Origin of the sequence: Roseovarius gahaiensis (genome assembly GCF_011601345.1) — a bacterium.
Lineage (GTDB): Bacteria > Pseudomonadota > Alphaproteobacteria > Rhodobacterales > Rhodobacteraceae > Roseovarius > Roseovarius gahaiensis.
This window is the reverse complement of record NZ_JAAORB010000012.1, coordinates 1-18,812: the sequence shown is the minus strand read 5'-3', so window position 1 is coordinate 18,812 and position 18,812 is coordinate 1. Positions and strand designations below refer to the sequence as shown.

The 18,812-nt window shown below is 59.5% G+C and carries 21 protein-coding genes and 1 tRNA gene; 13 read left to right on the top strand and 9 right to left on the bottom strand.

Annotation, left to right across the window (positions count from 1 at the left end; all coding sequences use genetic code 11):
• The first annotated feature begins 51 nt into the window (after positions 1-51).
• Genes yidC through yihA form a run of 3 tightly spaced genes read left to right on the top strand, consistent with a single transcriptional unit; the run spans position 52 to position 3,265 of the window.
• Positions 52-1,872 carry a membrane protein insertase YidC gene (gene yidC, locus HAT86_RS08310; RefSeq protein ID WP_167195714.1) on the top strand — a complete coding sequence of 607 codons (1,821 nt, stop codon included), beginning with the start codon at positions 52-54 and terminating at the stop codon, positions 1,870-1,872.
• Positions 1,869-2,618, top strand: a complete 750-nt coding sequence (locus HAT86_RS08305; RefSeq protein WP_167195711.1) for an MOSC domain-containing protein — start codon at positions 1,869-1,871, stop codon at positions 2,616-2,618. Before yidC ends, HAT86_RS08305 begins: the two co-directional genes overlap by 4 nt.
• Positions 2,615-3,265 carry a ribosome biogenesis GTP-binding protein YihA/YsxC gene (gene yihA, locus HAT86_RS08300; RefSeq protein WP_167195708.1) on the top strand — a complete coding sequence of 217 codons (651 nt, stop codon included), beginning with the start codon at positions 2,615-2,617 and terminating at the stop codon, positions 3,263-3,265. The genes HAT86_RS08305 and yihA overlap by 4 nt, the downstream gene beginning before the upstream one ends.
• Positions 3,266-3,273: 8 nt before the next feature.
• Here the strand turns inward: yihA and HAT86_RS08295 are convergent, their stop codons facing one another.
• Positions 3,274-3,705, bottom strand: a complete 432-nt coding sequence (locus HAT86_RS08295; RefSeq protein ID WP_231125859.1) for an NUDIX domain-containing protein — start codon at positions 3,703-3,705, stop codon at positions 3,274-3,276.
• A gap of 82 nt (positions 3,706-3,787) precedes the next feature.
• Between HAT86_RS08295 and HAT86_RS08290 the strand changes: the two genes are divergently transcribed.
• The gene (locus HAT86_RS08290) at positions 3,788-5,041 is read left to right on the top strand and encodes a DNA polymerase IV (RefSeq protein ID WP_167195705.1); all 1,254 of its coding nucleotides are present in this window, start codon (positions 3,788-3,790) and stop codon (positions 5,039-5,041) included.
• 2 nt (positions 5,042-5,043) lie between these two features.
• Here HAT86_RS08290 and HAT86_RS08285 read toward each other — a convergent pair whose 3' ends face one another.
• Positions 5,044-5,907 carry an N-formylglutamate amidohydrolase gene (locus HAT86_RS08285; protein WP_167195702.1) on the bottom strand — a complete coding sequence of 288 codons (864 nt, stop codon included), beginning with the start codon at positions 5,905-5,907 and terminating at the stop codon, positions 5,044-5,046.
• Between the two features lie 146 nt (positions 5,908-6,053).
• Here HAT86_RS08285 and HAT86_RS08280 point away from each other — a divergent pair.
• The 3 genes from HAT86_RS08280 (at position 6,054) to HAT86_RS08270 (ending at position 7,742) form a co-directional block, all read left to right on the top strand.
• Positions 6,054-6,128, top strand: a tRNA-Val gene (locus tag HAT86_RS08280).
• Between the two features lie 81 nt (positions 6,129-6,209).
• Positions 6,210-6,335 carry a type B 50S ribosomal protein L36 gene (ykgO, locus tag HAT86_RS08275; protein ID WP_005850168.1) on the top strand — a complete coding sequence of 42 codons (126 nt, stop codon included), beginning with the start codon at positions 6,210-6,212 and terminating at the stop codon, positions 6,333-6,335.
• Positions 6,336-6,485: 150 nt separating this feature from the next.
• Positions 6,486-7,742 (top strand): NAD(P)/FAD-dependent oxidoreductase, encoded by a 1,257-nt coding sequence (locus HAT86_RS08270; protein ID WP_167195699.1) that lies wholly within the window; start codon positions 6,486-6,488, stop codon positions 7,740-7,742.
• Here HAT86_RS08270 and HAT86_RS08265 read toward each other — a convergent pair.
• Entirely contained in the window at positions 7,724-8,470 is a 747-nt protein-coding gene (locus HAT86_RS08265) for a glutamine amidotransferase (protein WP_167195696.1), read from the bottom strand. The two genes, HAT86_RS08270 and HAT86_RS08265, sit on opposite strands and share 19 nt — an antisense overlap.
• Before the next feature lie 206 nt (positions 8,471-8,676).
• On the opposite strand from HAT86_RS08265, the gene HAT86_RS08260 reads away from it, so the two are divergent.
• Positions 8,677-9,900: a 3-deoxy-D-manno-octulosonic acid transferase gene (locus tag HAT86_RS08260; protein ID WP_167195693.1), complete on the top strand. Its 1,224-nt coding sequence runs from the start codon at positions 8,677-8,679 to the stop codon at positions 9,898-9,900.
• Positions 9,900-10,901, top strand: coding sequence for a tetraacyldisaccharide 4'-kinase (gene lpxK, locus HAT86_RS08255; protein WP_167195690.1), 1,002 nt, complete (start codon positions 9,900-9,902; stop codon positions 10,899-10,901). The genes HAT86_RS08260 and lpxK overlap by 1 nt, the downstream gene beginning before the upstream one ends.
• On the opposite strand, the gene HAT86_RS08250 is transcribed toward lpxK, so the two are convergent.
• Genes HAT86_RS08250 through HAT86_RS08240 form a run of 3 tightly spaced genes read right to left on the bottom strand, consistent with a single transcriptional unit; the run spans position 10,898 to position 13,207 of the window.
• On the bottom strand, positions 10,898-12,010 hold the full coding sequence (locus tag HAT86_RS08250) for a CaiB/BaiF CoA transferase family protein (protein WP_167195687.1): 1,113 nt from the start codon (positions 12,008-12,010) through the stop codon (positions 10,898-10,900). The two genes, lpxK and HAT86_RS08250, sit on opposite strands and share 4 nt — an antisense overlap.
• A complete protein-coding gene (locus HAT86_RS08245) occupies positions 12,007-12,678 on the bottom strand; it encodes a DsbA family protein (protein ID WP_167195684.1) in 672 nt (223 codons plus the stop codon). The genes HAT86_RS08250 and HAT86_RS08245 overlap by 4 nt, the downstream gene beginning before the upstream one ends.
• A gap of 19 nt (positions 12,679-12,697) precedes the next feature.
• Positions 12,698-13,207, bottom strand: a complete 510-nt coding sequence (locus HAT86_RS08240) for a DUF721 domain-containing protein (RefSeq protein WP_167195680.1) — start codon at positions 13,205-13,207, stop codon at positions 12,698-12,700.
• An 81-nt stretch (positions 13,208-13,288) separates the two neighbouring features.
• Between HAT86_RS08240 and mutY the strand changes: the two genes are divergently transcribed.
• Both mutY and HAT86_RS08230 read left to right on the top strand, forming a co-directional pair.
• Positions 13,289-14,344, top strand: coding sequence for an A/G-specific adenine glycosylase (gene mutY / locus HAT86_RS08235; RefSeq protein WP_167195677.1), 1,056 nt, complete (start codon positions 13,289-13,291; stop codon positions 14,342-14,344).
• Between the two features lie 40 nt (positions 14,345-14,384).
• Positions 14,385-15,524: an alkane 1-monooxygenase gene (locus HAT86_RS08230; RefSeq protein WP_167195674.1), complete on the top strand. Its 1,140-nt coding sequence runs from the start codon at positions 14,385-14,387 to the stop codon at positions 15,522-15,524.
• Positions 15,525-15,721: 197 nt separating this feature from the next.
• On the opposite strand, the gene HAT86_RS08225 is transcribed toward HAT86_RS08230, so the two are convergent.
• The 3 genes from HAT86_RS08225 to HAT86_RS08215 all read right to left on the bottom strand — a co-directional run bounded on the left by HAT86_RS08225 (position 15,722) and on the right by HAT86_RS08215 (position 18,091).
• Positions 15,722-16,837, bottom strand: a complete 1,116-nt coding sequence (locus HAT86_RS08225) for a site-specific DNA-methyltransferase (protein ID WP_167195671.1) — start codon at positions 16,835-16,837, stop codon at positions 15,722-15,724.
• 91 nt (positions 16,838-16,928) lie between these two features.
• Positions 16,929-17,579, bottom strand: a complete 651-nt coding sequence (locus HAT86_RS08220) for a ribonuclease HII (RefSeq protein WP_408015017.1) — start codon at positions 17,577-17,579, stop codon at positions 16,929-16,931.
• Between the two features lie 71 nt (positions 17,580-17,650).
• The gene (locus tag HAT86_RS08215; protein ID WP_167195668.1) at positions 17,651-18,091 is read right to left on the bottom strand and encodes a hypothetical protein; all 441 of its coding nucleotides are present in this window, start codon (positions 18,089-18,091) and stop codon (positions 17,651-17,653) included.
• Between the two features lie 190 nt (positions 18,092-18,281).
• On the opposite strand from HAT86_RS08215, the gene HAT86_RS08210 reads away from it, so the two are divergent.
• Both HAT86_RS08210 and HAT86_RS08205 read left to right on the top strand, forming a co-directional pair.
• The gene (locus tag HAT86_RS08210) at positions 18,282-18,539 is read left to right on the top strand and encodes a hypothetical protein (protein WP_167195665.1); all 258 of its coding nucleotides are present in this window, start codon (positions 18,282-18,284) and stop codon (positions 18,537-18,539) included.
• Positions 18,540-18,551: 12 nt separating this feature from the next.
• Positions 18,552-18,770: a hypothetical protein gene (locus HAT86_RS08205; RefSeq protein WP_196780558.1), complete on the top strand. Its 219-nt coding sequence runs from the start codon at positions 18,552-18,554 to the stop codon at positions 18,768-18,770.
• Positions 18,771-18,812 lie beyond the last annotated feature (42 nt).

Below are 18,812 nucleotides of genomic sequence, written 5' to 3'. Positions count from 1 at the left end.
GCACTCTGTTGAACCGCGGTGATTGAAAACACAGACGGGTGGCCATCTGCAATGGATGATCAGAACAAGAACCTAATTCTGGCGACGGCGCTTAGCTTCATCGTAATCTTGGTGTGGTTCGTAATGTTCCCGCCCCCCGAACCTACGCAGGACGACATCGCGACAACTCCGGCCCAGACCGAGGCCACCGGGGATGCACCTGCTGCAGCACCTGAAACAGCCGCAACCACGCAGGACGTGCCCACCGGCGAAACCGCAGCAGGCACCGAACCCGCGCAGGAAACACCGCAGATTGAAATCGACACGCCCAGCCTGCAAGGCGCGGTTTCACTGTTGGGCGGACGCATTGATCAACTGGCGCTGCGCAAATACCGCGAAACACTTGAGCCCGGGGCAGACACCGTCACGCTACTGGCGCCCGTCGGCAGCAATCAAGCCTATTACGCCCTGTTCGGCTGGGCCCCCGGCCAAGGCCTGAACGCCGACACGGTGCCCGGTGCGAACACGCTTTGGCAAATCGAAAGCGGTGAAACCCTGACGCCTGACACCCCCCTGACCCTTGTCTGGGACAATGGCGCGGGTCTGACCTTCCGCCGGGAAATCAGCGTTGATCAGGACTTTATGTTCAACGTCACGCAATCCGTGGAAAACACCGGCTCGGCGACGGCATCCCTTGCCCCCTATGGCATTTTGGCCCGCCATGGCGAGCCTGCGGATATGAAGAATTTCTTCATTCTGCACGAAGGCGCGATCAGCATGGTTGATGGCGAGTTGACGGAAACCGACTACGACGATTTTGAGCCCGCAACAAATTATTCGGAAACCGCAGTCGCGGAAAACGGCTGGATCGGGTTCACCGATCACTACTGGATGACCACCCTTATTCCCGACACAAAGGGCGCGCAGTTCACCACGTTTCAGGATACCCGGCGCAACATCTATCAGACGACCTCGAAACAGCGCACTGAAACGCTGGAACCCGGCGATAGTGTCAGTGTGTCGACACGGCTTTTTGCCGGGGCGAAAGAGTGGGATACCATCCGCTCCTATCAAAACGACGCCGGGATCGACCGGTTTCTCGACTCGATTGACTGGGGCTGGTTCTTTTTCCTGACCAAGCCGATCTTTGCCGTGCTGCACTGGCTGAACGTCACGCTGGCGGGCATGGGGCTGGCGGGGTCCATGGGGTGGGCCATCATCGGGCTGACCCTTTTGATCAAGGCGCTGCTGCTGCCACTTGCCTACAAATCCTACGTCTCGATGGCGAAGATGAAAGAACTTCAGCCGCAGATGGAGAAAATCAAAGAGGCCGCCGGCGACGATCGTCAGGCCCTGCAAAAGCAGATGATGGAGCTGTACAAGAAGGAAAAGGTCAACCCGGCGTCGGGCTGTTTGCCGATCCTTCTGCAAATCCCCATTTTCTTCTCGCTGTATAAGGTGATTTTCGTCACACTTGAGCTGCGCCACGCCCCTTGGATCGGGTGGATCAAGGATCTTTCCGCGCCTGACCCTTCGTCGCTTTATAACCTGTGGGGTGTGTTCCCTTGGGATGCGCCCGAGCCCGGGTCGATCCTTGCATTGATCTTTATCGGCATTCTGCCGCTGTTGCTGGGGATCTCGATGTGGCTTCAGCAAAAGCTCAACCCGGCTCCCACGGACCCGACACAACAAATGATTTTTGCGTGGATGCCTTGGGTTTTCATGTTCATGCTGGGCAGTTTTGCCAGTGGTCTGGTCATCTACTGGATCGCGAACAACACGATCACGTTCTCGCAGCAGTACATGATCATGCGCAGCCAAGGGTATAAACCCGACCTTCTGGGCAACATCAAATCCAGCTTCAAGCGCAAGCCGAAACCGGACGAGAAATGACCGCGCGGGTCGCCGCCCTGTGGCGCCACCCGATCAAGGGACATGGGCGCGAAAGCTTGGCGCAGGTCACGCTGAGCGCCGGGCAGACCATGCCTTGGGACAGGCGTTGGGCCGTGGCACATGAGGTGTCCGACGCCGACGACAGCGCATGGTCGCCCTGCACTGCCTTTTCGCGCGGCGCCAAAGTGCCAAGCCTTATGGCGATCAGCGCCGAGTGCGACACCGTGGCCGGCACGGTGACCTTGCGCCACCCCGACCGGCCCGATCTGTCGTTTGACCCCGACCGCGAGGCGCAAGCCTTTCTGGATTGGTTGCGCCCGTTGATGCCCAGCCCCCGCGCGCAATCGGCGCGCCTTGTGCGGGTCGAGGGGCGCGGTATGACCGATACCGATTACCCGTCGATCAGCCTTTTGAATCTGGCGTCGAACGACGCCATGACCGAGGCGGTCGGGCAGGACATATCGCCGCTGCGCTGGCGCGGGAACATTCACATAAGTGGCCTAGCCGCCTGGGCTGAAACAGATTGGGTCGGGAAAATACTTCGCATCGGCGATGCGGAATTGCAGGTGCGCGAACCCATTGTCCGTTGCACAGCCACCACTGCAAATCCGGACACAGGGCACCGGGATGCCGACACGCTTGGCACCTTGAACCGTCTTTTCGATCATCAGAATTTCGGGATTTACGCCGAGGTTACGAAATCCGGCGACCTGTCTATTGGTGACACAATCGAGGTGCTGACATGACCATGCTGTTCCCTTTGTCCGATCCCCCGGACGAGCAGACCTCGGAACTTGGGCGCAAAATGTTCGCCGGTCCGGTCGAATTCCTGAAAGGCGTCGTTGCCATGTCAGGTCTGCCTGACGCCGACCGTCTTGAGGTATGTTTCGCCGGACGCTCGAACGTCGGGAAATCCAGCCTGATCAATGCGATCACCGGGCGCAAGGCCATCGCACGCGCCTCAAACACACCGGGCCGCACGCAAGAAATCAACTTTTTCACCTTGGGCGAAAGCCATTATCTGGTGGACCTGCCCGGCTATGGCTACGCCAACGCGCCGCTGGCCAAGGTCGAAGCATGGCAAAGGCTTCTGAAACAGTATTTGTCAGGTCGTCCCAACCTGCGCCGTGCCTTCGTGTTGATAGATGCACGTCACGGAATCAAGGACGTGGACGAAGAGATCATGAGCCTTCTGGACAGCTCTGCCGTGACGTTTCAATGCGTGCTGACCAAAGTTGACAAGCTGAAAGCGGGCGAGCGCGACAAGGTATTGGATCAGGTGCGCGGAAAGCTGGCCAAACATCCCGCCGCCTTTCCGGAACTGATCGTGACCTCCAGCGAAAAGGGCGAAGGCATTGCCACGCTGCGCGCCGTGATCGCCACGTTGGAATAAACGGTGCTTTAGTCGTTAAGATAAGCCGTCAGGCGCTCACGGAAATGCGGCACGGCCTCGGGGTGATGCATGTAAACCGCCGGCGCCATCAAAAGCCATTCCGTGCCCTCATTGCCAAGCACAACCTGTTGCGCACGCTGTTTTGGCAAATGAGCCGCAAAAAACCATGCCCGGATCGGCTCGTCATAGAATCGCTTCCAGACCAAATCACCCGGACTTAGTGCAAGCCCGGTTTCTTCTTGGGTTTCGCGCAAGACGCACTGCATTGGGGTTTCGCCATGTTCGCGGCCGCCACCCGGCACATCCAACCGCCCTGGCCATGGTATATCCGGGCGCTGATCACGCCGGATCGTCAGAAGCTCCTCGCCCAGAAAGAGGAAAAGCTTGGTGCCGTCAAACCGGTCGGAGCTGCCCATGACGCCCGCATCATTGCTTTGCATAAAGACTCCCCACTTGGGCTAGTGTAGTCTGGCACCAACCACGTTACAAACGCCCGCACCTTGCGCAACAAGCAGATCTGCAATGCCCGCCCTTTGCCGCGATTGCCTGACACAGTTTGATAACGGCCCGCGCTGCCCCGCGTGCCGCAGTCCGCGTGTCTTGGCGCATGACGAGCTGTTTCAGCTGTCTATCGCACATATGGATTGCGATGCGTTTTATGCCAGCGTTGAAAAACGCGACAATCCTGAATTGGCCGACAAACCGCTGATCATTGGCGGCGGGCGGCGCGGTGTGGTTTCGACCGCGTGCTATATCGCGCGCATTCGCGGCGTGCGGTCGGCGATGCCGATGTTCAAGGCACTTGCGCTATGCCCCGACGCGGTGGTCTTGAAGCCCAGAATGGAGGTCTATGCAGACGTGTCGCGTCAGATCCGCGCCATGATGCATGACCTGACGCCATCGGTCGAACCGCTGTCGCTGGACGAGGCGTTCATGGACCTGACCGGCACCACCCGCCTGCATGGTGCACCGCCTGCAGTCATGCTGGCACAGCTGATCAAACGGATGCGCGATCAATTAGGGCTAACTGGCTCGGTCGGGCTGTCACATAACAAATTTCTGGCCAAGATCGCGTCTGACCTCGACAAACCGCACGGGTTTTCTGTGATCGGGCAAAGCGAAACCGCCGCGTTCCTGCACAACAAGCCCGTCAGCCTGATCTGGGGTGTCGGCGGGGCCACACGTAGCGCCTTGGACGCGGCGGGCATCCGCACCATTTCCGATCTACTAAGATGGGAGCAGCAAGACCTGATCGCGCGCTTTGGGTCTATGGGGAACAGGTTGTGGCATCTGGCGCGCGGGCAGGATGCGCGCCGCGTGTCCGCAAACGCCCCCGTCAAATCCGTATCAAATGAAACCACTTTTCCAGAAGATATTGCCGATACCGACATTCTGGATGGGCATCTGTGGCGCTTGGCCGAAAAAGTGTCTGACCGCGCCAAAGCCAAGGGGATCGCAGGCCGCGTTGTGACGTTGAAACTGAAGCGCCGCGATCATAGCCAGCTGACCCGCCGCGTTGCCCTGCGCGATGCCACGCAGATGGCCGATACGATCTATCGCACGGCAAGGGCGCTTTTGGATCAGGTCGAGGGGCAAATGTCATATCGTCTGATCGGCGTCGGGCTGTCCGATCTGGTGCCGCAAGACGGGGCTGATCGGTCGGGCGACCTGTTAGACCAAAACGCCGCCCGCCGTGGCGAGGCCGAGCGCGCAACCGATAGCATTCGCGCGCGATTTGGACCAAACGCCATCCTAAAGGGGCGCTCGCTGCGATAGGTCTATTCGGCCGCGAGGGCCTGTCCGGTTGGGCAGCCAATCGCGGCGATGTCGGCGATCACACCATTCAGCAACGTCCGAAACGCTTCGAAATGGCCATTGGGGCGGATCAACTGCTCGTTCATGTAAAGCGCCCGGTCGATTTCGATTTGCACGGCATGACGGTTGCGCGACGGCCGACCGTAGCGTTGTGTGACATAAGCACCGGCAAAGGGCGTATTGCGGGTGACAACAAGGCCCGCGTTGACAAAGGCCTCTTCAATCCGGTCAACCACATCGGCGGCCGCTGCCGCGCCAAAGCGATCACCCAGCACAATGTCAGGCCGCCGCACGCCCATACGCACAACCGAATCCACCGCTTCATGCGGCATCGAATGGCAATCCACCAATATCGCCTGACCGAACATCAGGTGCGCCTGATCAAACTGCGCACTCAGCGCCTCGTGGTAGGGGCGCCAATAGGTTTCAATCCGGCGTGTCGCCTCGGCCATTGTGATCTTGCCCGAATAGATCGCTTGGCCATTGGCCACCACACGCGGGATCACCCCAAGCCCCGAGGCAACACGCGGGTTATGCCCCGATTTGCGCAGCCCGTCGATCAACGCCGGGTCCAACTCGTCTTCGGCACGATTCAAATCGACAAACGCGCGCGGCGCCCCGGCCTTGATAAAAGGCGCTCCATGACGCGGGGCATCCTGAAACAATCTGTCAACGAACGCATCCTCGGAACTGCGCACGGTATGGGTGTTCAAGGTTGTTCGACGCAAAAAAGACCACGGGTAATCGCAGCCGCTGTGAGGCGAGGAAAACACAACAGATGTTGTCCGGCGCTGCGGATGCGTGAGATGATAAGCGGCTTTCGGCATGGTCTCTCCGTTCTAGAAACATAATAGACTGAATTTGTCGTTCTAAAAGCCCTTGATCCCCTGCCCGACTCCTTTTATAGACCGCTCTCACCGGCGCGGCTTTCCGCGCCCCTATTATTTGGGGCAAAGGACGTGTTGGTATTCATGGGCGATTAGCTCAGCGGTAGAGCACTTCGTTGACATCGAAGGGGTCACAAGTTCGAACCTTGTATCGCCCACCATGAATTCACTGTTTCGCGCTGGTCGTGGAACGCCCGCAACCCTAGGCGCTGGCCCGCGCCGCGACAGACAGGAGATCGACCATGAAGGTTCGCAACTCGCTCCGCTCGCTGAAGAACCGGCACCGTGATTGCCGCGTCGTGCGCCGCAAAGGCCGCGTTTACGTGATCAATAAAACACAACGCCGCTTCAAGGCACGTCAGGGCTGAAACTCAGCCCCCTGCACGACGCGAACAAACCCCGCCATCCGGCGGGGTTTTTCTTTGCGGTTTGCCATGAAAAACGGGCCCGCTGCCCCTTGCCCTTGCAATAATCCTCGGCTTAGCTGCGCGACACAGCACTGGCCGGGGCGCAATTTCATGAGCACATCGAAAAAGATCATCGTTATCGGCGCAGGGATTTGCGGCCTCAGCAGCGCCATTTGGCTGCGCCGGGCCGGGCATGATGTGACGCTGATTGATCGCGAAGGCCCCGGCGCGGGCGCATCCTTTGGCAATGCGGGACTGTTGGCGCAATGGGCAATGGTGCCTGTCAACACACCCGATCTGCTGTCCACCGCCCTGAAATACATGCTGAGCCCCAAGTCACCCTTGTTTTTACAGTGGTCTTATCTGCCCCGCCTTGCGCCATGGCTGGCCCGGTTTGTCAGCAACGCAAACGAAGACACCTGCCGCCGCACGGTCGAGGCCCTGATTCCGTTAATCACCGATAGCGTTGATCAGCACCGCGCTTTGACGCGCGGCACCTTGGCGGAAAAATGGATTACGACCAGCGATTTGGGCTATGCCTACGAAACCCGTGCTGCGTTCGAAGCCGACGCCTATTCATGGGCAATCAAGCAAGAGGCCGGGATGACCCCCGAGATTCTGGAAGGCCCTGCCGTGCAAGACGCCGAGCCGATCCTTGGCCCGGCCACCCAATGCCTTGCCCGCCTGAAAGGCCATGGGCACATCACCGATCCGGGGCGATATATGCAAGATCTTGCGCAAGTTTTGCAGGATGAAGGCGGCACCTACCTGCAAACCGAAGCCGTGGATATCACCCTAAGCGACGGGCGCATATCGCAGGTTCAAACACTGCAAGGCAGCCTGCCCTGTGATCACGCGGTTCTGGCCGCCGGGATTTGGTCAAAAGCGCTGATGCGCAAGCTGGGGGTCAAGGTCCATCTTGAGGCCGAGCGCGGCTATCACCTGCACTTCAAAAACCCGTCGCAAACCCCACGCAATCCAATGATGGTGTCCAAGGGAAAATTTGCCGTTAACCCGATGGCCAGCGGCTTGCGCTGTGCTGGCACCGTGGAACTTGGCGGGATCACCAAAGGCCCGTCACAACGGCCTTTGGAGTTGATCAAACGCCACACCAAGCTGGTTTTCCCATCTCTGACCTATGACAGCGTAGAGGAATGGATGGGGTTCCGCCCGTCAACGCCCGACAGCCTGCCCTTGGTCGGAGAGCTTGGCAAAACCGGCGTGTTCGCGGCCTTCGGGCATCAGCACATCGGGCTAACCGCCGGGCCGAAAACCGGGCGTATTGTCGCCGGGTTGGTAGATGGTCAGCGTCTCAACCTTGATCTGGCACCATATGACGCAAATCGGTTTCAAATCTCGACGCGGTAACGCGTTACGAAATTCGCCAAAACCTTTTCGGGCGCATTCACATCCGCCGCGCGACACATTGCAATCAGATCATCCGCCGTTTCAGGTGGAAAATATCCACGATGCCGGTAAATCTTGATCCGGGTTTCAAACCCTGTGGCGTCGGCCTCGGGGTGGAACTGGGTGGCATACACATTCTGCCCAAAGCGCACCATCTGGAACGGGCAGCTTGGCGCGCTGACCAAATGTGTGCAGCCAACGGGAAGGTCTTGCAACGCCTCTTTGTGGCCAACGAACGCCGCGAAACTGTTCGGCACACCGTCTAGCAGCGGGTCAGCGTGGCCTGCCTCCGTAAGGGCGCAATCGGCAGTTCCAACCGGTTCGGAATAGCGATCTTTGCTGACATCGCCGTTCAAGTGTTTCCCCAATATACCGATGCCATAGCAACACCCAAGAAACGGGAAATCGCGCTGAGTGATCGCGGGCATCAGCGACAACACCTGTGCTTCGATCCGCGCCTCGACCTCGGATTTGTCAGCCGGGGCATCGCTGACACATCCGGGCCCACCCCCGACGATCACCCCCGACAGATCATCCAGCGACAGATCATCGGGCTGGTTCTGTTGATCCAGACGGATACGGAGTGTTTGGGCCGGGGCCAATCCGCCCTTCCGCAAAATCGCAGCATATTCATCATCTGCGGCCTCAGTCTCGGGGCGCAGTTGCAGGATCAGAAAGGGTTTGGTCATCATCGGTGTCCGGATTTGGTCAAACGTCTGGTGGCCTGTTTCGTGCAATCCGTCAAGACCACGCCAAATGCCAGCGTCCGCTTGACCCGACGCCCCGATCCACTAGGCTGCGTCCAGATTGCAATCGCGCTTGGGGAAATCAGATGACACACTGGCGGTGTTTTGGTCTTGGTCCCACTATCGCCACGGTATTGGCCTAGGATACTATGCGCCGTTCGGTCAGCCTTGCGGCCTATCTGGCCATGTCACGCCATGGCGCTAAGACCACCCCGGCGGCAGCCCCGGAAAGGGCGCGCCCGACAGGTGAATTGATTTGGGCACATGCCGTCGAACCCGCCCATGCCGACGCCCTGTGTCAAATGGCCGAACGCCTTGCCGCACAGCGCCCCGGGCTGCATATGCTCATAACAACGCATCGCGATGAAGTCTCAGAACAGACCAAGGGAAAATGTATTCTCAGGGCACATTTGCCGGAAGATTCAGTCCCGAATGCCGAGGCGTTCTTGCGTCACTGGACCCCAGACATTTGCCTTTGGGCGGGCGGAGACTTGCAACCCGCCTTCATCACATGCGCAAGCGAACACGATGTGCCGCTTTATCTGATTGACGCCGAAGAACGCCTGTTGGACAAAACGATCTGGCGATGGCTTCCGGACCTTCCTCGCGCTTTATTGGACCGGTTTGCAATGATCTTCGCGCGCAACGCAAACACGGCGCGGTTTCTTAGGCGGCTGCGGGTCAATGATGCGGAGATTGAAATTACCGGCCCGTTCCAAGAAGGGGCTTTGACCCTGCCTTACAACGAAAGCGACCACGCGGAATTGAGCAATCTTTTGCGCGGCCGTCCGGTGTGGCTTGCCGCCATGGCGCAACCGCAAGAGTTGGACACAGTTCTGCAGGCGCACCGCGATACCAACCGTCTTGCGCACAGGGCGCTATTGGTTCTGGTCCCCGACGATCCAGCAACCGGCCCGGATTTCAAGGCCCGGCTGGATGCTGAAGGATGGCGCAGCATCACATGGTCAGAGGGCGAACTGCCCGAAGAGACAACTCAGGTCATATTGGCCGATACACGCGGCGAGATGGGGCTGTGGTATCGCATTGCCCCGATCACCTTCATGGGCAGCTCTTTGTTGGCCGGGCATTGGGGGCGCGATCCGAACGAGCCTGCCGCACATGGTTCGGCTATCTTGTACGGCCCGAACGTGCGGCGCTATATGTCCAGCTATTCTAGGTTCGCCGAAGCCGGGGCCGCGCGCATCGTCCGGGATCGCGAGACATTGGCCACAGCCGTGCAGCGGCTGATCCCGCCCGACCAATCGGCAACCATGGCGCATGCAGCGTGGGACGTGGCCTCGCAAAGTGCTGGGGTCACGGACAAAATTTTGGATCTTGTGCAGGACACGCTTGACGTGATGGGGGCAAAGTAATGCGCGCACCGCTTTTCTGGTTCACCCCACCCGATCAGCCAACCGTCATGGCGCGGGTGCTGGCGCCGTTGGGCGCGCTGTATGCCGTGGCCACCGCCCGGCGGGTGGCACAGCCCCCCGCATATGCCCCTGATATTCCCGTTATTTGTGTGGGAAACATCAATGCGGGCGGCACCGGCAAGACGCCAACTACCATCGCATTGGTTCAGCATTTGCAAAACATGGGGAAAACCGTGCATGTCATCTCGCGCGGGCATGGCGGATCATTGGATGGCCCTGTCGAGGTCAATGAAAGAATCCATACAGCCCAGGACGTTGGAGATGAGCCATTGCTGATCTCGGCCTTTACCCGCGTGTGGGTCGCCAAGGATCGGGCGGCGGCGGCGAAGGCGGCAGAAAAGGCCGGGCCAGATATCATCGTGATGGATGACGGCCATCAAAATCCGTCGATAAAAAAAGATCTTTCCCTGATCGTGGTGGATGCCGCGCAGGGGTTTGGCAATGGCCGCTGCATTCCCGCCGGTCCGCTGCGCGAACCGGTGACCACAGGCTTGCAACGGGCCGATCTGGTTTTGTCGATTGGTCCGGGCGCAGCACAAGACAGTTTCGGCAAGACATGGGGCGACCACATTGGCCGACCGCGTCTGATGGGCCATCTGGCCCCGCTGCAAACCGGAATGGATTGGACCGACACCCGGTTTTTGGCGTTTGCGGGCATTGGGCATCCGGCCAAGTTTTTTGCGACTTTGCAAGGGCTGGGCGCTGATCTGGTGCGGGCCGAAGCGTTGGAGGATCACCAACCGCTGACCCCGGCGCTGATGGCCCGGCTAGAGAACGAGGCCAAACTGTTGCGCGCGCAACTTGTTACCACGGAAAAGGATGCGGTCCGCCTGCCACCCGAGTTTCGGCAGAAGGTTCTGACCCTGCCTGTGCGGCTGGAAATCAACGACTGGACACCGCTGGATCAGGCGTTGGCTGATGTGGGCCTGATGGTGCGCTAGCCGTCCTGCCCCAGCTTGGGCGACGGGCGGTCAAGCGACAGCTCGGATTCGGAAAACCGAAAGGGTGAGCGGACACCGGGCACGCCTTGGGGGTCAACGCGCATGCCACGGGCCTGCACCTGCGGGTCATCAAACACCTCGGCCAAATTGTTGATCGGGCCAGCGGGCACGCCATGCATTTCGCAGGTGGCCAACAGATCGGCCTTGGAAAAGGTCCGCGTGCGGGCCGTTAGCAATTCATCAAGGTTTTCGCGGTGGGCCACCCGCGCAGGATTTGTCGCGTACTCCGGATCGTCTGCCAGATCGGGACAGCCCAGCAAGTCGCACAAGCGGCGGAACTGCCCGTCATTTCCTACGGCGATGATGATGTAGCCATCCGAGCAATCGAAGACCTGATAGGGGGACAAGTTGGGATGAAAATTGCCAAGCCGCCCCGGCGGTGTGCCGGTGGATAGATAGTTCATCGCCTGATTTGCGGTGACAGACACGGCAACATCCAAAAGCGCCATGTCGATATGCTGCCCCTGCCCGGTGGCGTGGCGGCGATGCACAGCCGCCAGAATGGCGGTGGTGGCGTAGACACCGGTGAACACATCCGTCACGGCGACGCCCACCTTGGTCGGCTGTCCGTCAGGGTGTCCGGTGATCGACATCAGCCCTGACATCCCCTGAATGATGTAGTCATACCCGGCGCGATGCGCATAGGGCCCATCCTGCCCGAACCCTGTGATCGAGCAATAGATCAGGCCGGGATTGATCGCGCGCAGACTGTCGTAATCCAAGCCGTACTTGGCCAGCCCTCCCACTTTAAAATTCTCGATCACGATATCGGCGTCGCGGATCATGTCGCGGACTTGTTCCTGCCCCTCAGCGGTGCGGAAATCCACTGTGACCGAAGATTTGCCCCGGTTGCAGGAATGGAAGTAAGCGGCCGAGCGGTCGCCGTCGCACTCGATAAAGGGCGGGCCCCATTGGCGCGTGTCATCACCGGCGGGGCTTTCGACCTTGATCACCTCGGCCCCCAGATCGGCGAGTGTCTGACCGGCCCAAGGGCCGGCCAGAATGCGGGCAAGTTCAACGACCTTGAGGCCGGATAGCGGCGATGTCATCCTTCGCCCAACGCCTCGTCGATGATCACCTTAAGCTCGTCATAGGCCATATTGGAATGCTTTTCGCCATTGATCACGATCGTCGGGGTTGAGGTGATATCATGTTCCTCGGCGTTTTGCTGATACCAAGCGACCAGTGCCTTGGCCTTATCCTGATCTGTCAGGCAAGCCTCGATCTGATCTTCGCCAAGGCCCGCGACCTTGCCGATTTTGCGCAGGGCATTAGCGGATTCAACCGGATCACCGGACCCGATCCACTCTTTCTGCTGTTCATAAATCAGCGAGCTGAGGCCAAAGAACTTCTGTTCGCCCCCACAACGCGCCACCATCGACGCCCACAGGCCCAGACGATCAAAATACACATCCCGGTAGATGAAATTGATCTTGTCCGTGTCAATATAGTCGGCCTTCAGCTGCTTGAACTGGTCGGCGTGGAACGTGGCGCAATGCGGGCAAGTGAACGAGGCATATTCAATCACGGTCACCGGTGCATCCGCGTTGCCAAGCCTCATTTCAACGATCGACGAGGTATCGACATCACCGGCTTCCTGCGCGTTGACCGCGCCATAAGGCAGATCGTTGGATGTTGCAGGGGCCGAGGTCAGCCAATAGGCCGCTCCGGCAACGAGGGTCAGGCACAAGGCCGCGATGGCGGTCGTTCGGGTCATTCAGGTCACCTTTCGGGATCTAGCGTTTCGTCTTGGATAGAACGTTCTGCCCAAGGGCTTCAAGCGCGGATCTGAGCGAGGTATCGCCGATCGGCGCGGTCATATCTGCGGCACGGGCCTGCAACGTGGGGTCAGGGGCGACAGGCGCGGGCTTTTGCGGGCGATGATCGAAACTGGCCTGCCCTTCGGCAAAGCCTGTGGGCGCGGTTTGTGTAACACGGATGCGCGAGATGGCATTATAGCCATAAACCGCGTTCACCTTATCGCGCAGCTGTTCTTTTTGCATTTCCAGCATCGGGGCCTGCGCCCCGGTGGTCAGCACCGTCAGCGTGGCACCAAAGCCCTGCCGCCCATAGGACACGTTGACCGGACGCGCGATGGCAGCGATATCGGCCCCGACGATTTCCGGCCAGTGGGTCAGCAGGCGGGTTTGCGCAAAGCCACGCGATTCCGAGGCGTGGCGAATGCGGCCCTGAACAAGTTGGCCCGTGCGTTTGAACCCGCGTGTGGTGCTGTTGCGTTGCGGCATGGGTGGCATCCTCGACTTGGCATCTATCTTAGGGCATGTGGCACACCATGCCAAAGCGAAACGGCGCGAAAGGGATAAAGAATGCGTGACGCGGCACAAGACCTGCTGGCGTGGTACGACCGGCATGCACGCGATCTGCCGTGGCGCGTGGCCCCGGCGGCGCGCGCGGCGCGCGTGCACCCTGATCCATATCGTGTCTGGCTGTCCGAGGTTATGCTGCAACAAACAACCGTTGCCGCCGTGAAAGCCTATTTCGAGCGTTTCACGACATTGTGGCCGGATGTGCAGGCGCTGGCCGCGGCCCCGGATGCGCAAGTGATGGGCGAATGGGCCGGTTTGGGATATTACGCCCGGGCGCGCAACCTGCTGAAATGCGCACGGGTTGTGGCCAATGATCTGAACGGACAATTTCCCGACACGCGCGAGGATTTGGTCAAACTTCCCGGCATCGGCCCCTATACCAGCGCCGCGATTGCCGCGATTGCCTTTGACGCCCCCGAAGTGGTGGTGGATGGCAACGTGGAGCGAGTGATGGCGCGGCTGCATGACATTCACACCCCCCTGCCCGCCGCTAAACCAGAATTGACAAGGGCCGCCGCGGCACTCACACCCAACCGGCGGCCCGGCGATTACGCGCAGGCGGTAATGGATCTGGGCGCGACTGTCTGCACGTCCAAATCCCCGGCGTGTGGGATCTGCCCTTGGATGGCGCGCTGCACAGCGCGCAAGGCCGGCACACAATCCGATTTGCCCCACAAGACCCCCAAAAAACCAAAACCGACCCGGCATGGCATCGCCTATGTCGCACAGCGCGCCGATGGTGCATGGCTGCTCGAGCGTCGCCCCGACAAAGGCTTGCTGGGCGGCATGCTGGGCTGGCCCGGCAGCGACTGGCGCGACACCCCAAGCCCCGCACCACCGCTTGAGGCTGATTGGCAAGACTTGGGCACAGAGGCCCGCCACACCTTCACCCATTTCCACCTGCGGCTGACCATTCAGGTCGCACAGGTTGGCATGAATACACAGCCCGAACGTGGCACGTTCCATCCGGCTGGGGCGTTTCGCCCGTCGGATTTACCGACGGTGATGCGCAAGGTATTTGACCTTGCCCGCGACACCCTGAACAATGGCCCCTGAAACGCGCCCCACCATGTTGCTTTTGTAAGGGAGCCAAGTGATGATCCCCGCCCATAAGGTTGCGATGTTTCGCAACGCCGTACCATTCTGGATGTCTTTGCTGCTTGTCCCCGTCGCCGTGATTGGCGCGCTTTATGGCGGCTGGACGGTTATTTTGCTGCCGGTCGTCACATGGTACTTCTTTTCCATCCTTGATGCATTCCTTGGCCTGAACACCGAAAACGCCGATCTGGACACCGACGAAGATCAGCTCAGCTGGTACAAGGCGATCACGCTGATCTGGGCGCCCATTCAGTTTGCCCTGCTGTTTTGGATGATCTGGTATGTGACCGGGCCGGGCGATGCGCATCTTTCGGCGCTTGAAACCATCGTTTTGTTTTTCGGCGTGGGTGTGATCACCGGCACGGTCGGCATAAACTATAGCCACGAACTCATGCACCAAAAAGACCGCGGTGAGCGGTTCTTGGGCGACGCGCTGTTGTCGATGGTGCTCTATTCGCATTTCCGGTCCGAACATCTGCGGGTGCACCACCTGTATGTCGGCACCCCACGCGATCCGGTCACCGCACGCTACAACGAAGGCTTCCACCGCTTTTTCCCCCGCGTGCTGAAGGGGTCACTCCTGTCGGCGTTCAAGGCGGAAAAGGCCATGCTGGCGCGTAAGGGCAAACCGTGGACCGATGCGAAAAACCCGTTTTGGCGGTATTGGGCGCTACAGGCCTTCATGCTGCTGCTGGCGGTGATCATCGGCGGTTGGGCCGGGCTTTTGCTGTTCCTGTGGCAGGCCGGTGTCGCCATCTGGCAGTTGGAACTGGTCAATTACGTTGAACATTATGCCCTGACCCGCAAACATCTGGGCGATGGTAAATACGAACATGTCAAACCACACCATAGCTGGAACGCGGCGCACAAAGCTTCGAATTGGCTGCTGATCAACCTGCAACGCCATTCCGACCACCACTACAAACCCGATCGCCGCTTTCCACTGCTGCAAAACTATGACGCGGATGAAGCCCCGCAATTGCCGTATGGCTACCCGATCATGACCATGGCAGCGATGATCCCGCCGATCTGGCGCAAGGTGATGAACCCGCGTGTCAAACACTGGCGCGAGATGTATTACCCCGAAATCACTGACTGGAGACCTTACAACAAGGCGCGCAACCCACTGCCACGCTAGAGCGATCCGCGCCCTTCTCTTGTTCAAAAATATCCCGGGGAGCGCGAGGGGCTGGCCCCTCGCCCAAAAAACTGTGTGGCGCAGCCACTCCTTTTGGAAACACCCCACAAAAAAGCCCCGCCAAAAGGGCGGGGCACAGGTGTGGTGCCTGCGATGTCAGGCCGCAGGCACCGGCGGTGTTCTGATATTCGAAAGCCTCAGTTCGGACGCTCGGCCATTTCGGCGCGGATCTGTTGGCGCAGCAGATCGATGGGCACGGTCTTGCCGTCACGCTTAAAGCACCAATAGGTCCAACCATTACAGCTTGGCGCACCTTCCAACGCAGCGCCCACCTGATGGATCGATCCTTTGACATCATCGCCAATCAAAGTGCCATCGGCGCGCACCTTGGCCTTGTGGCGGCCATTCATGCTCAGCAATTCTTCGCCGGGGCGCAGCATGCCACGCTCGACCAGCTGGCCAAAGGGCACTCGCGGCTCGGCGCGTTTGCTGGCCGACACCTGCAATGCGTCACGGTCGTATTTACGCACGGCTTTCAGGCGTTTCTCGGCCACTGTGCGATAGGCGGCTTCCCGTTCGATGCCGATGTAATCGCGGCCCAACATCTTGGCCACGGCGCCGGTTGTGCCTGTCCCAAAGAACGGGTCCAGCACCACGTCACCCGGATTGGTACTGCCGACCAGAACGCGGTGCAGCAGGCTTTCGGGCTTTTGCGTGGGATGCGCCTTGTCGCCCTGATCGTCTTTCAGACGCTCGTGCCCGGTGCAGATTGGCAAAACCCAATCGCTGCGCATCTGCACGCCATCATTGAGTGATTTCAGCGCTTCGTAATTGAAGGTGTATTTGCCACCTTCCTGTTTGCTGGCCCAGATCATGGTTTCATGGGCATTGGTCAGGCGCTTGCCCCGGAAATTCGGCATCGGGTTGGATTTGCGCCACACCACGTCATTGAGAATCCAGAAGCCTTCGTTTTGCAGGGCTGCGCCGACACGGAAAATATTGTGATAGCTGCCGATCACCCAGATCGCACCGTTGGGTTTCAACAGGCGGCGCGCGGCACGCAGCCAGTCGCGGGTGAACTTGTCGTAAGCCTCGAAGCTGGCGAACTGGTCCCATGCGTCATCCACCGCATCCACCGCGCTGTTGTCGGGGCGATGCAAATCGCCTTTCAACTGCAGATTATAGGGGGGATCAGCAAAGATCAGATCAATGGACGCCTCGGGAAGGCTGTTCATCGCTTCGATGCAGTCACCGTCAAGAATCGTGTTCAGCGGGAGCGCGGTCGCGCCCTTGGATTTGGTCATTGTTTTCATTCTCTGCCTCTGATCCCGGCGCTTTTTGCGCTCTGGTTCCTTTGGCACTAAGATGAGTCAAACCCGATTCGCCGTCAATTTCTTTTTTGAATCAGTTACTTACAGATTTACCTTGATACAAGATATTGTGTACCGGCTTGAAAGATCGTCTATGGTGTGCGGTAACACCCAGATTTTGAAGCGCCGCTTTGTGGGTTTTTGACGGGTAACCTGCATTAGTGTCCCAGCCATAGCCCGGGAACTGTTGCGCCAAATCCCACATGATGCGGTCGCGGGTGATTTTCGCCATGATCGAGGCGGCTGAAATCGACAGTGACAGGGCATCGCCCTTGATCACGGCCCGCGCGGGCAAGGACAGGTTGCGCGGGATCAGGTTACCGTCGATCAGCGCCATGTCGGGGGGTGTTCGCAGGCCCGCCACCGCGCGTTCCATGGCCAGATGGCTGGCGCGCAGGATGTTCAATGTATCAATCTCGTCGACACTTGCATGAGCGATGGACACCTCGGCCATGTCCATGATCACGTCGAACAGCACCTCTCGGCGTTTGGCCGTCAGGCGCTTTGAATCGTTCAGGCCGTCGGGGATGCGGGCAGCGTCCAGCACAACAGCAGCGGCAGTGACCGGCCCCGCCAACGGGCCGCGCCCCACCTCATCCACGCCCGCGATGCGGGTGTATCCTTGGGCCTGTGCGGCCAATTCAAGCGCGTAATCCGGCGTGTTGGTCATACCGTGCTTTGGCATGGTCCTTGGGGAAATGCAAAAGGGAAGGGCCCGCGCCCTTCCCGTCAGCGGCTCGGGTCTTGAACGGCAGCTTATCGCAGGCCGCGACGTTCAAGGCAGCGCGCGCTATACACCGCCCGTCCGCCGGTATTGCTGATCAGGCAGGCAGTGGGCAGCGACACGCGGTTTTGTGCGCGACGCGGGATCACTCCGCCTGGTCGGTAGCCGCGATGCGTCCCAACATGTCTGTTGTAGCGGTCATGCCGTTTTTGCGCCTTGTAGCGCTTTTGCGCTTTATAGCCCTTATGGCGCGCCTGTTGCTTGTGCTGGCCATAGGCGTGCGGTGCCGAATAGACCCCCTTGGGGCGTTTGGTTTTATTGGCGTCGGCCACGGCTGCGCCGATGATGGCAAGCGCCGCGACGCCCGCGATCACTTTGGCGGCATCATTCTCGGCGCGCGCCGGCGCGGCGGTCAGGCCCGTCACGGCGACTGCGGCTGCCAGCACTGTGGCGATGAATTGGCGATGTAACATGGTTGTATCCTTTCCTTGGGGTTCAAAGCTCAGGCCCGGCGCACGCAAGCCAGACGCGATACCGCAAAAATGCATGGTCCCAGAAAAGACAGGCAATAACGCCGATCTGTTATCGAATAACGCACTGAAAATGCGCCAGACAGCGACAGGCGTTATTGAATAGCCGCGCAGGGCAGCGCATGGTTGGCACATGACATGGACTTACACGCCCCTCACCGCCGCCCTGAGCGCTGCTGTCCTTATACTGGGCCTCGGGTCGGCCAGCATGGCGCAGGCCGCCTGTGTGGCCGAATACAAGGCCAAGCGCGACAATCCGTTCGAACTATATTACGACGTGGCCCCCATCAGCGGCCCCTGCACCAAATCCAATGCACGCGCCCAATTGAAGGCGCAATTGGCCCAGAATGGCCTTATACTCCTGAAGGTTGTATCAGTGCGCGATCAGTAAGAGGGTGACCCAGTGAAAGACCAATCAGGCAGCGCTGCCAACGCTCTGAGATCAGGCAACCGAGTGGTTGTCATCGGGATCATCACCATCCTCGCCATTCTGGTGCTGGCGGCAGTGCTGTTGTTCATGAATCTGCCCGACGCCGGGGCGTTCAATGCCCGGGTTGAGCGGATATTTGTGGAAAACGATACGCTGACCTGTCAATGTGCATTCAAAACTGACCCGGTGTGATCATCCAAAAATGACCCACCCCGGAGGTGGCAAAGCCCACAG

Excerpts from the sequence above, each read along its gene's own strand:
- HAT86_RS08260 (WP_167195693.1), top strand. The coding sequence starts at position 8,677 with ATGCGCCGTTCGGTCAGCCTTGCGGCCTATCTGGCCATGTCACGCCAT.
- mutY (WP_167195677.1), top strand. The coding sequence starts at position 13,289 with ATGCGTGACGCGGCACAAGACCTGCTGGCGTGGTACGACCGGCATGCA.
- HAT86_RS08245 (WP_167195684.1), bottom strand. The coding sequence starts at position 12,678 with ATGACCCGAACGACCGCCATCGCGGCCTTGTGCCTGACCCTCGTTGCC.
- yihA (WP_167195708.1), top strand. The coding sequence starts at position 2,615 with ATGACCATGCTGTTCCCTTTGTCCGATCCCCCGGACGAGCAGACCTCG.
- ykgO (WP_005850168.1), top strand. The coding sequence starts at position 6,210 with ATGAAGGTTCGCAACTCGCTCCGCTCGCTGAAGAACCGGCACCGTGAT.
- HAT86_RS08230 (WP_167195674.1), top strand. The coding sequence starts at position 14,385 with ATGATCCCCGCCCATAAGGTTGCGATGTTTCGCAACGCCGTACCATTC.
- HAT86_RS08220 (WP_408015017.1), bottom strand. The coding sequence starts at position 17,579 with ATGCCAAAGCACGGTATGACCAACACGCCGGATTACGCGCTTGAATTG.
- HAT86_RS08265 (WP_167195696.1), bottom strand. The coding sequence starts at position 8,470 with ATGACCAAACCCTTTCTGATCCTGCAACTGCGCCCCGAGACTGAGGCC.
- lpxK (WP_167195690.1), top strand. The coding sequence starts at position 9,900 with ATGCGCGCACCGCTTTTCTGGTTCACCCCACCCGATCAGCCAACCGTC.
- HAT86_RS08290 (WP_167195705.1), top strand. The coding sequence starts at position 3,788 with ATGCCCGCCCTTTGCCGCGATTGCCTGACACAGTTTGATAACGGCCCG.
- HAT86_RS08210 (WP_167195665.1), top strand. The coding sequence starts at position 18,282 with ATGACATGGACTTACACGCCCCTCACCGCCGCCCTGAGCGCTGCTGTC.
- HAT86_RS08295 (WP_231125859.1), bottom strand. The coding sequence starts at position 3,705 with ATGCAAAGCAATGATGCGGGCGTCATGGGCAGCTCCGACCGGTTTGAC.
- HAT86_RS08215 (WP_167195668.1), bottom strand. The coding sequence starts at position 18,091 with ATGTTACATCGCCAATTCATCGCCACAGTGCTGGCAGCCGCAGTCGCC.
- HAT86_RS08270 (WP_167195699.1), top strand. The coding sequence starts at position 6,486 with ATGAGCACATCGAAAAAGATCATCGTTATCGGCGCAGGGATTTGCGGC.
- yidC (WP_167195714.1), top strand. The coding sequence starts at position 52 with ATGGATGATCAGAACAAGAACCTAATTCTGGCGACGGCGCTTAGCTTC.
- HAT86_RS08250 (WP_167195687.1), bottom strand. The coding sequence starts at position 12,010 with ATGACATCGCCGCTATCCGGCCTCAAGGTCGTTGAACTTGCCCGCATT.
- HAT86_RS08305 (WP_167195711.1), top strand. The coding sequence starts at position 1,869 with ATGACCGCGCGGGTCGCCGCCCTGTGGCGCCACCCGATCAAGGGACAT.
- HAT86_RS08285 (WP_167195702.1), bottom strand. The coding sequence starts at position 5,907 with ATGCCGAAAGCCGCTTATCATCTCACGCATCCGCAGCGCCGGACAACA.
- HAT86_RS08240 (WP_167195680.1), bottom strand. The coding sequence starts at position 13,207 with ATGCCGCAACGCAACAGCACCACACGCGGGTTCAAACGCACGGGCCAA.
- HAT86_RS08225 (WP_167195671.1), bottom strand. The coding sequence starts at position 16,837 with ATGAAAACAATGACCAAATCCAAGGGCGCGACCGCGCTCCCGCTGAAC.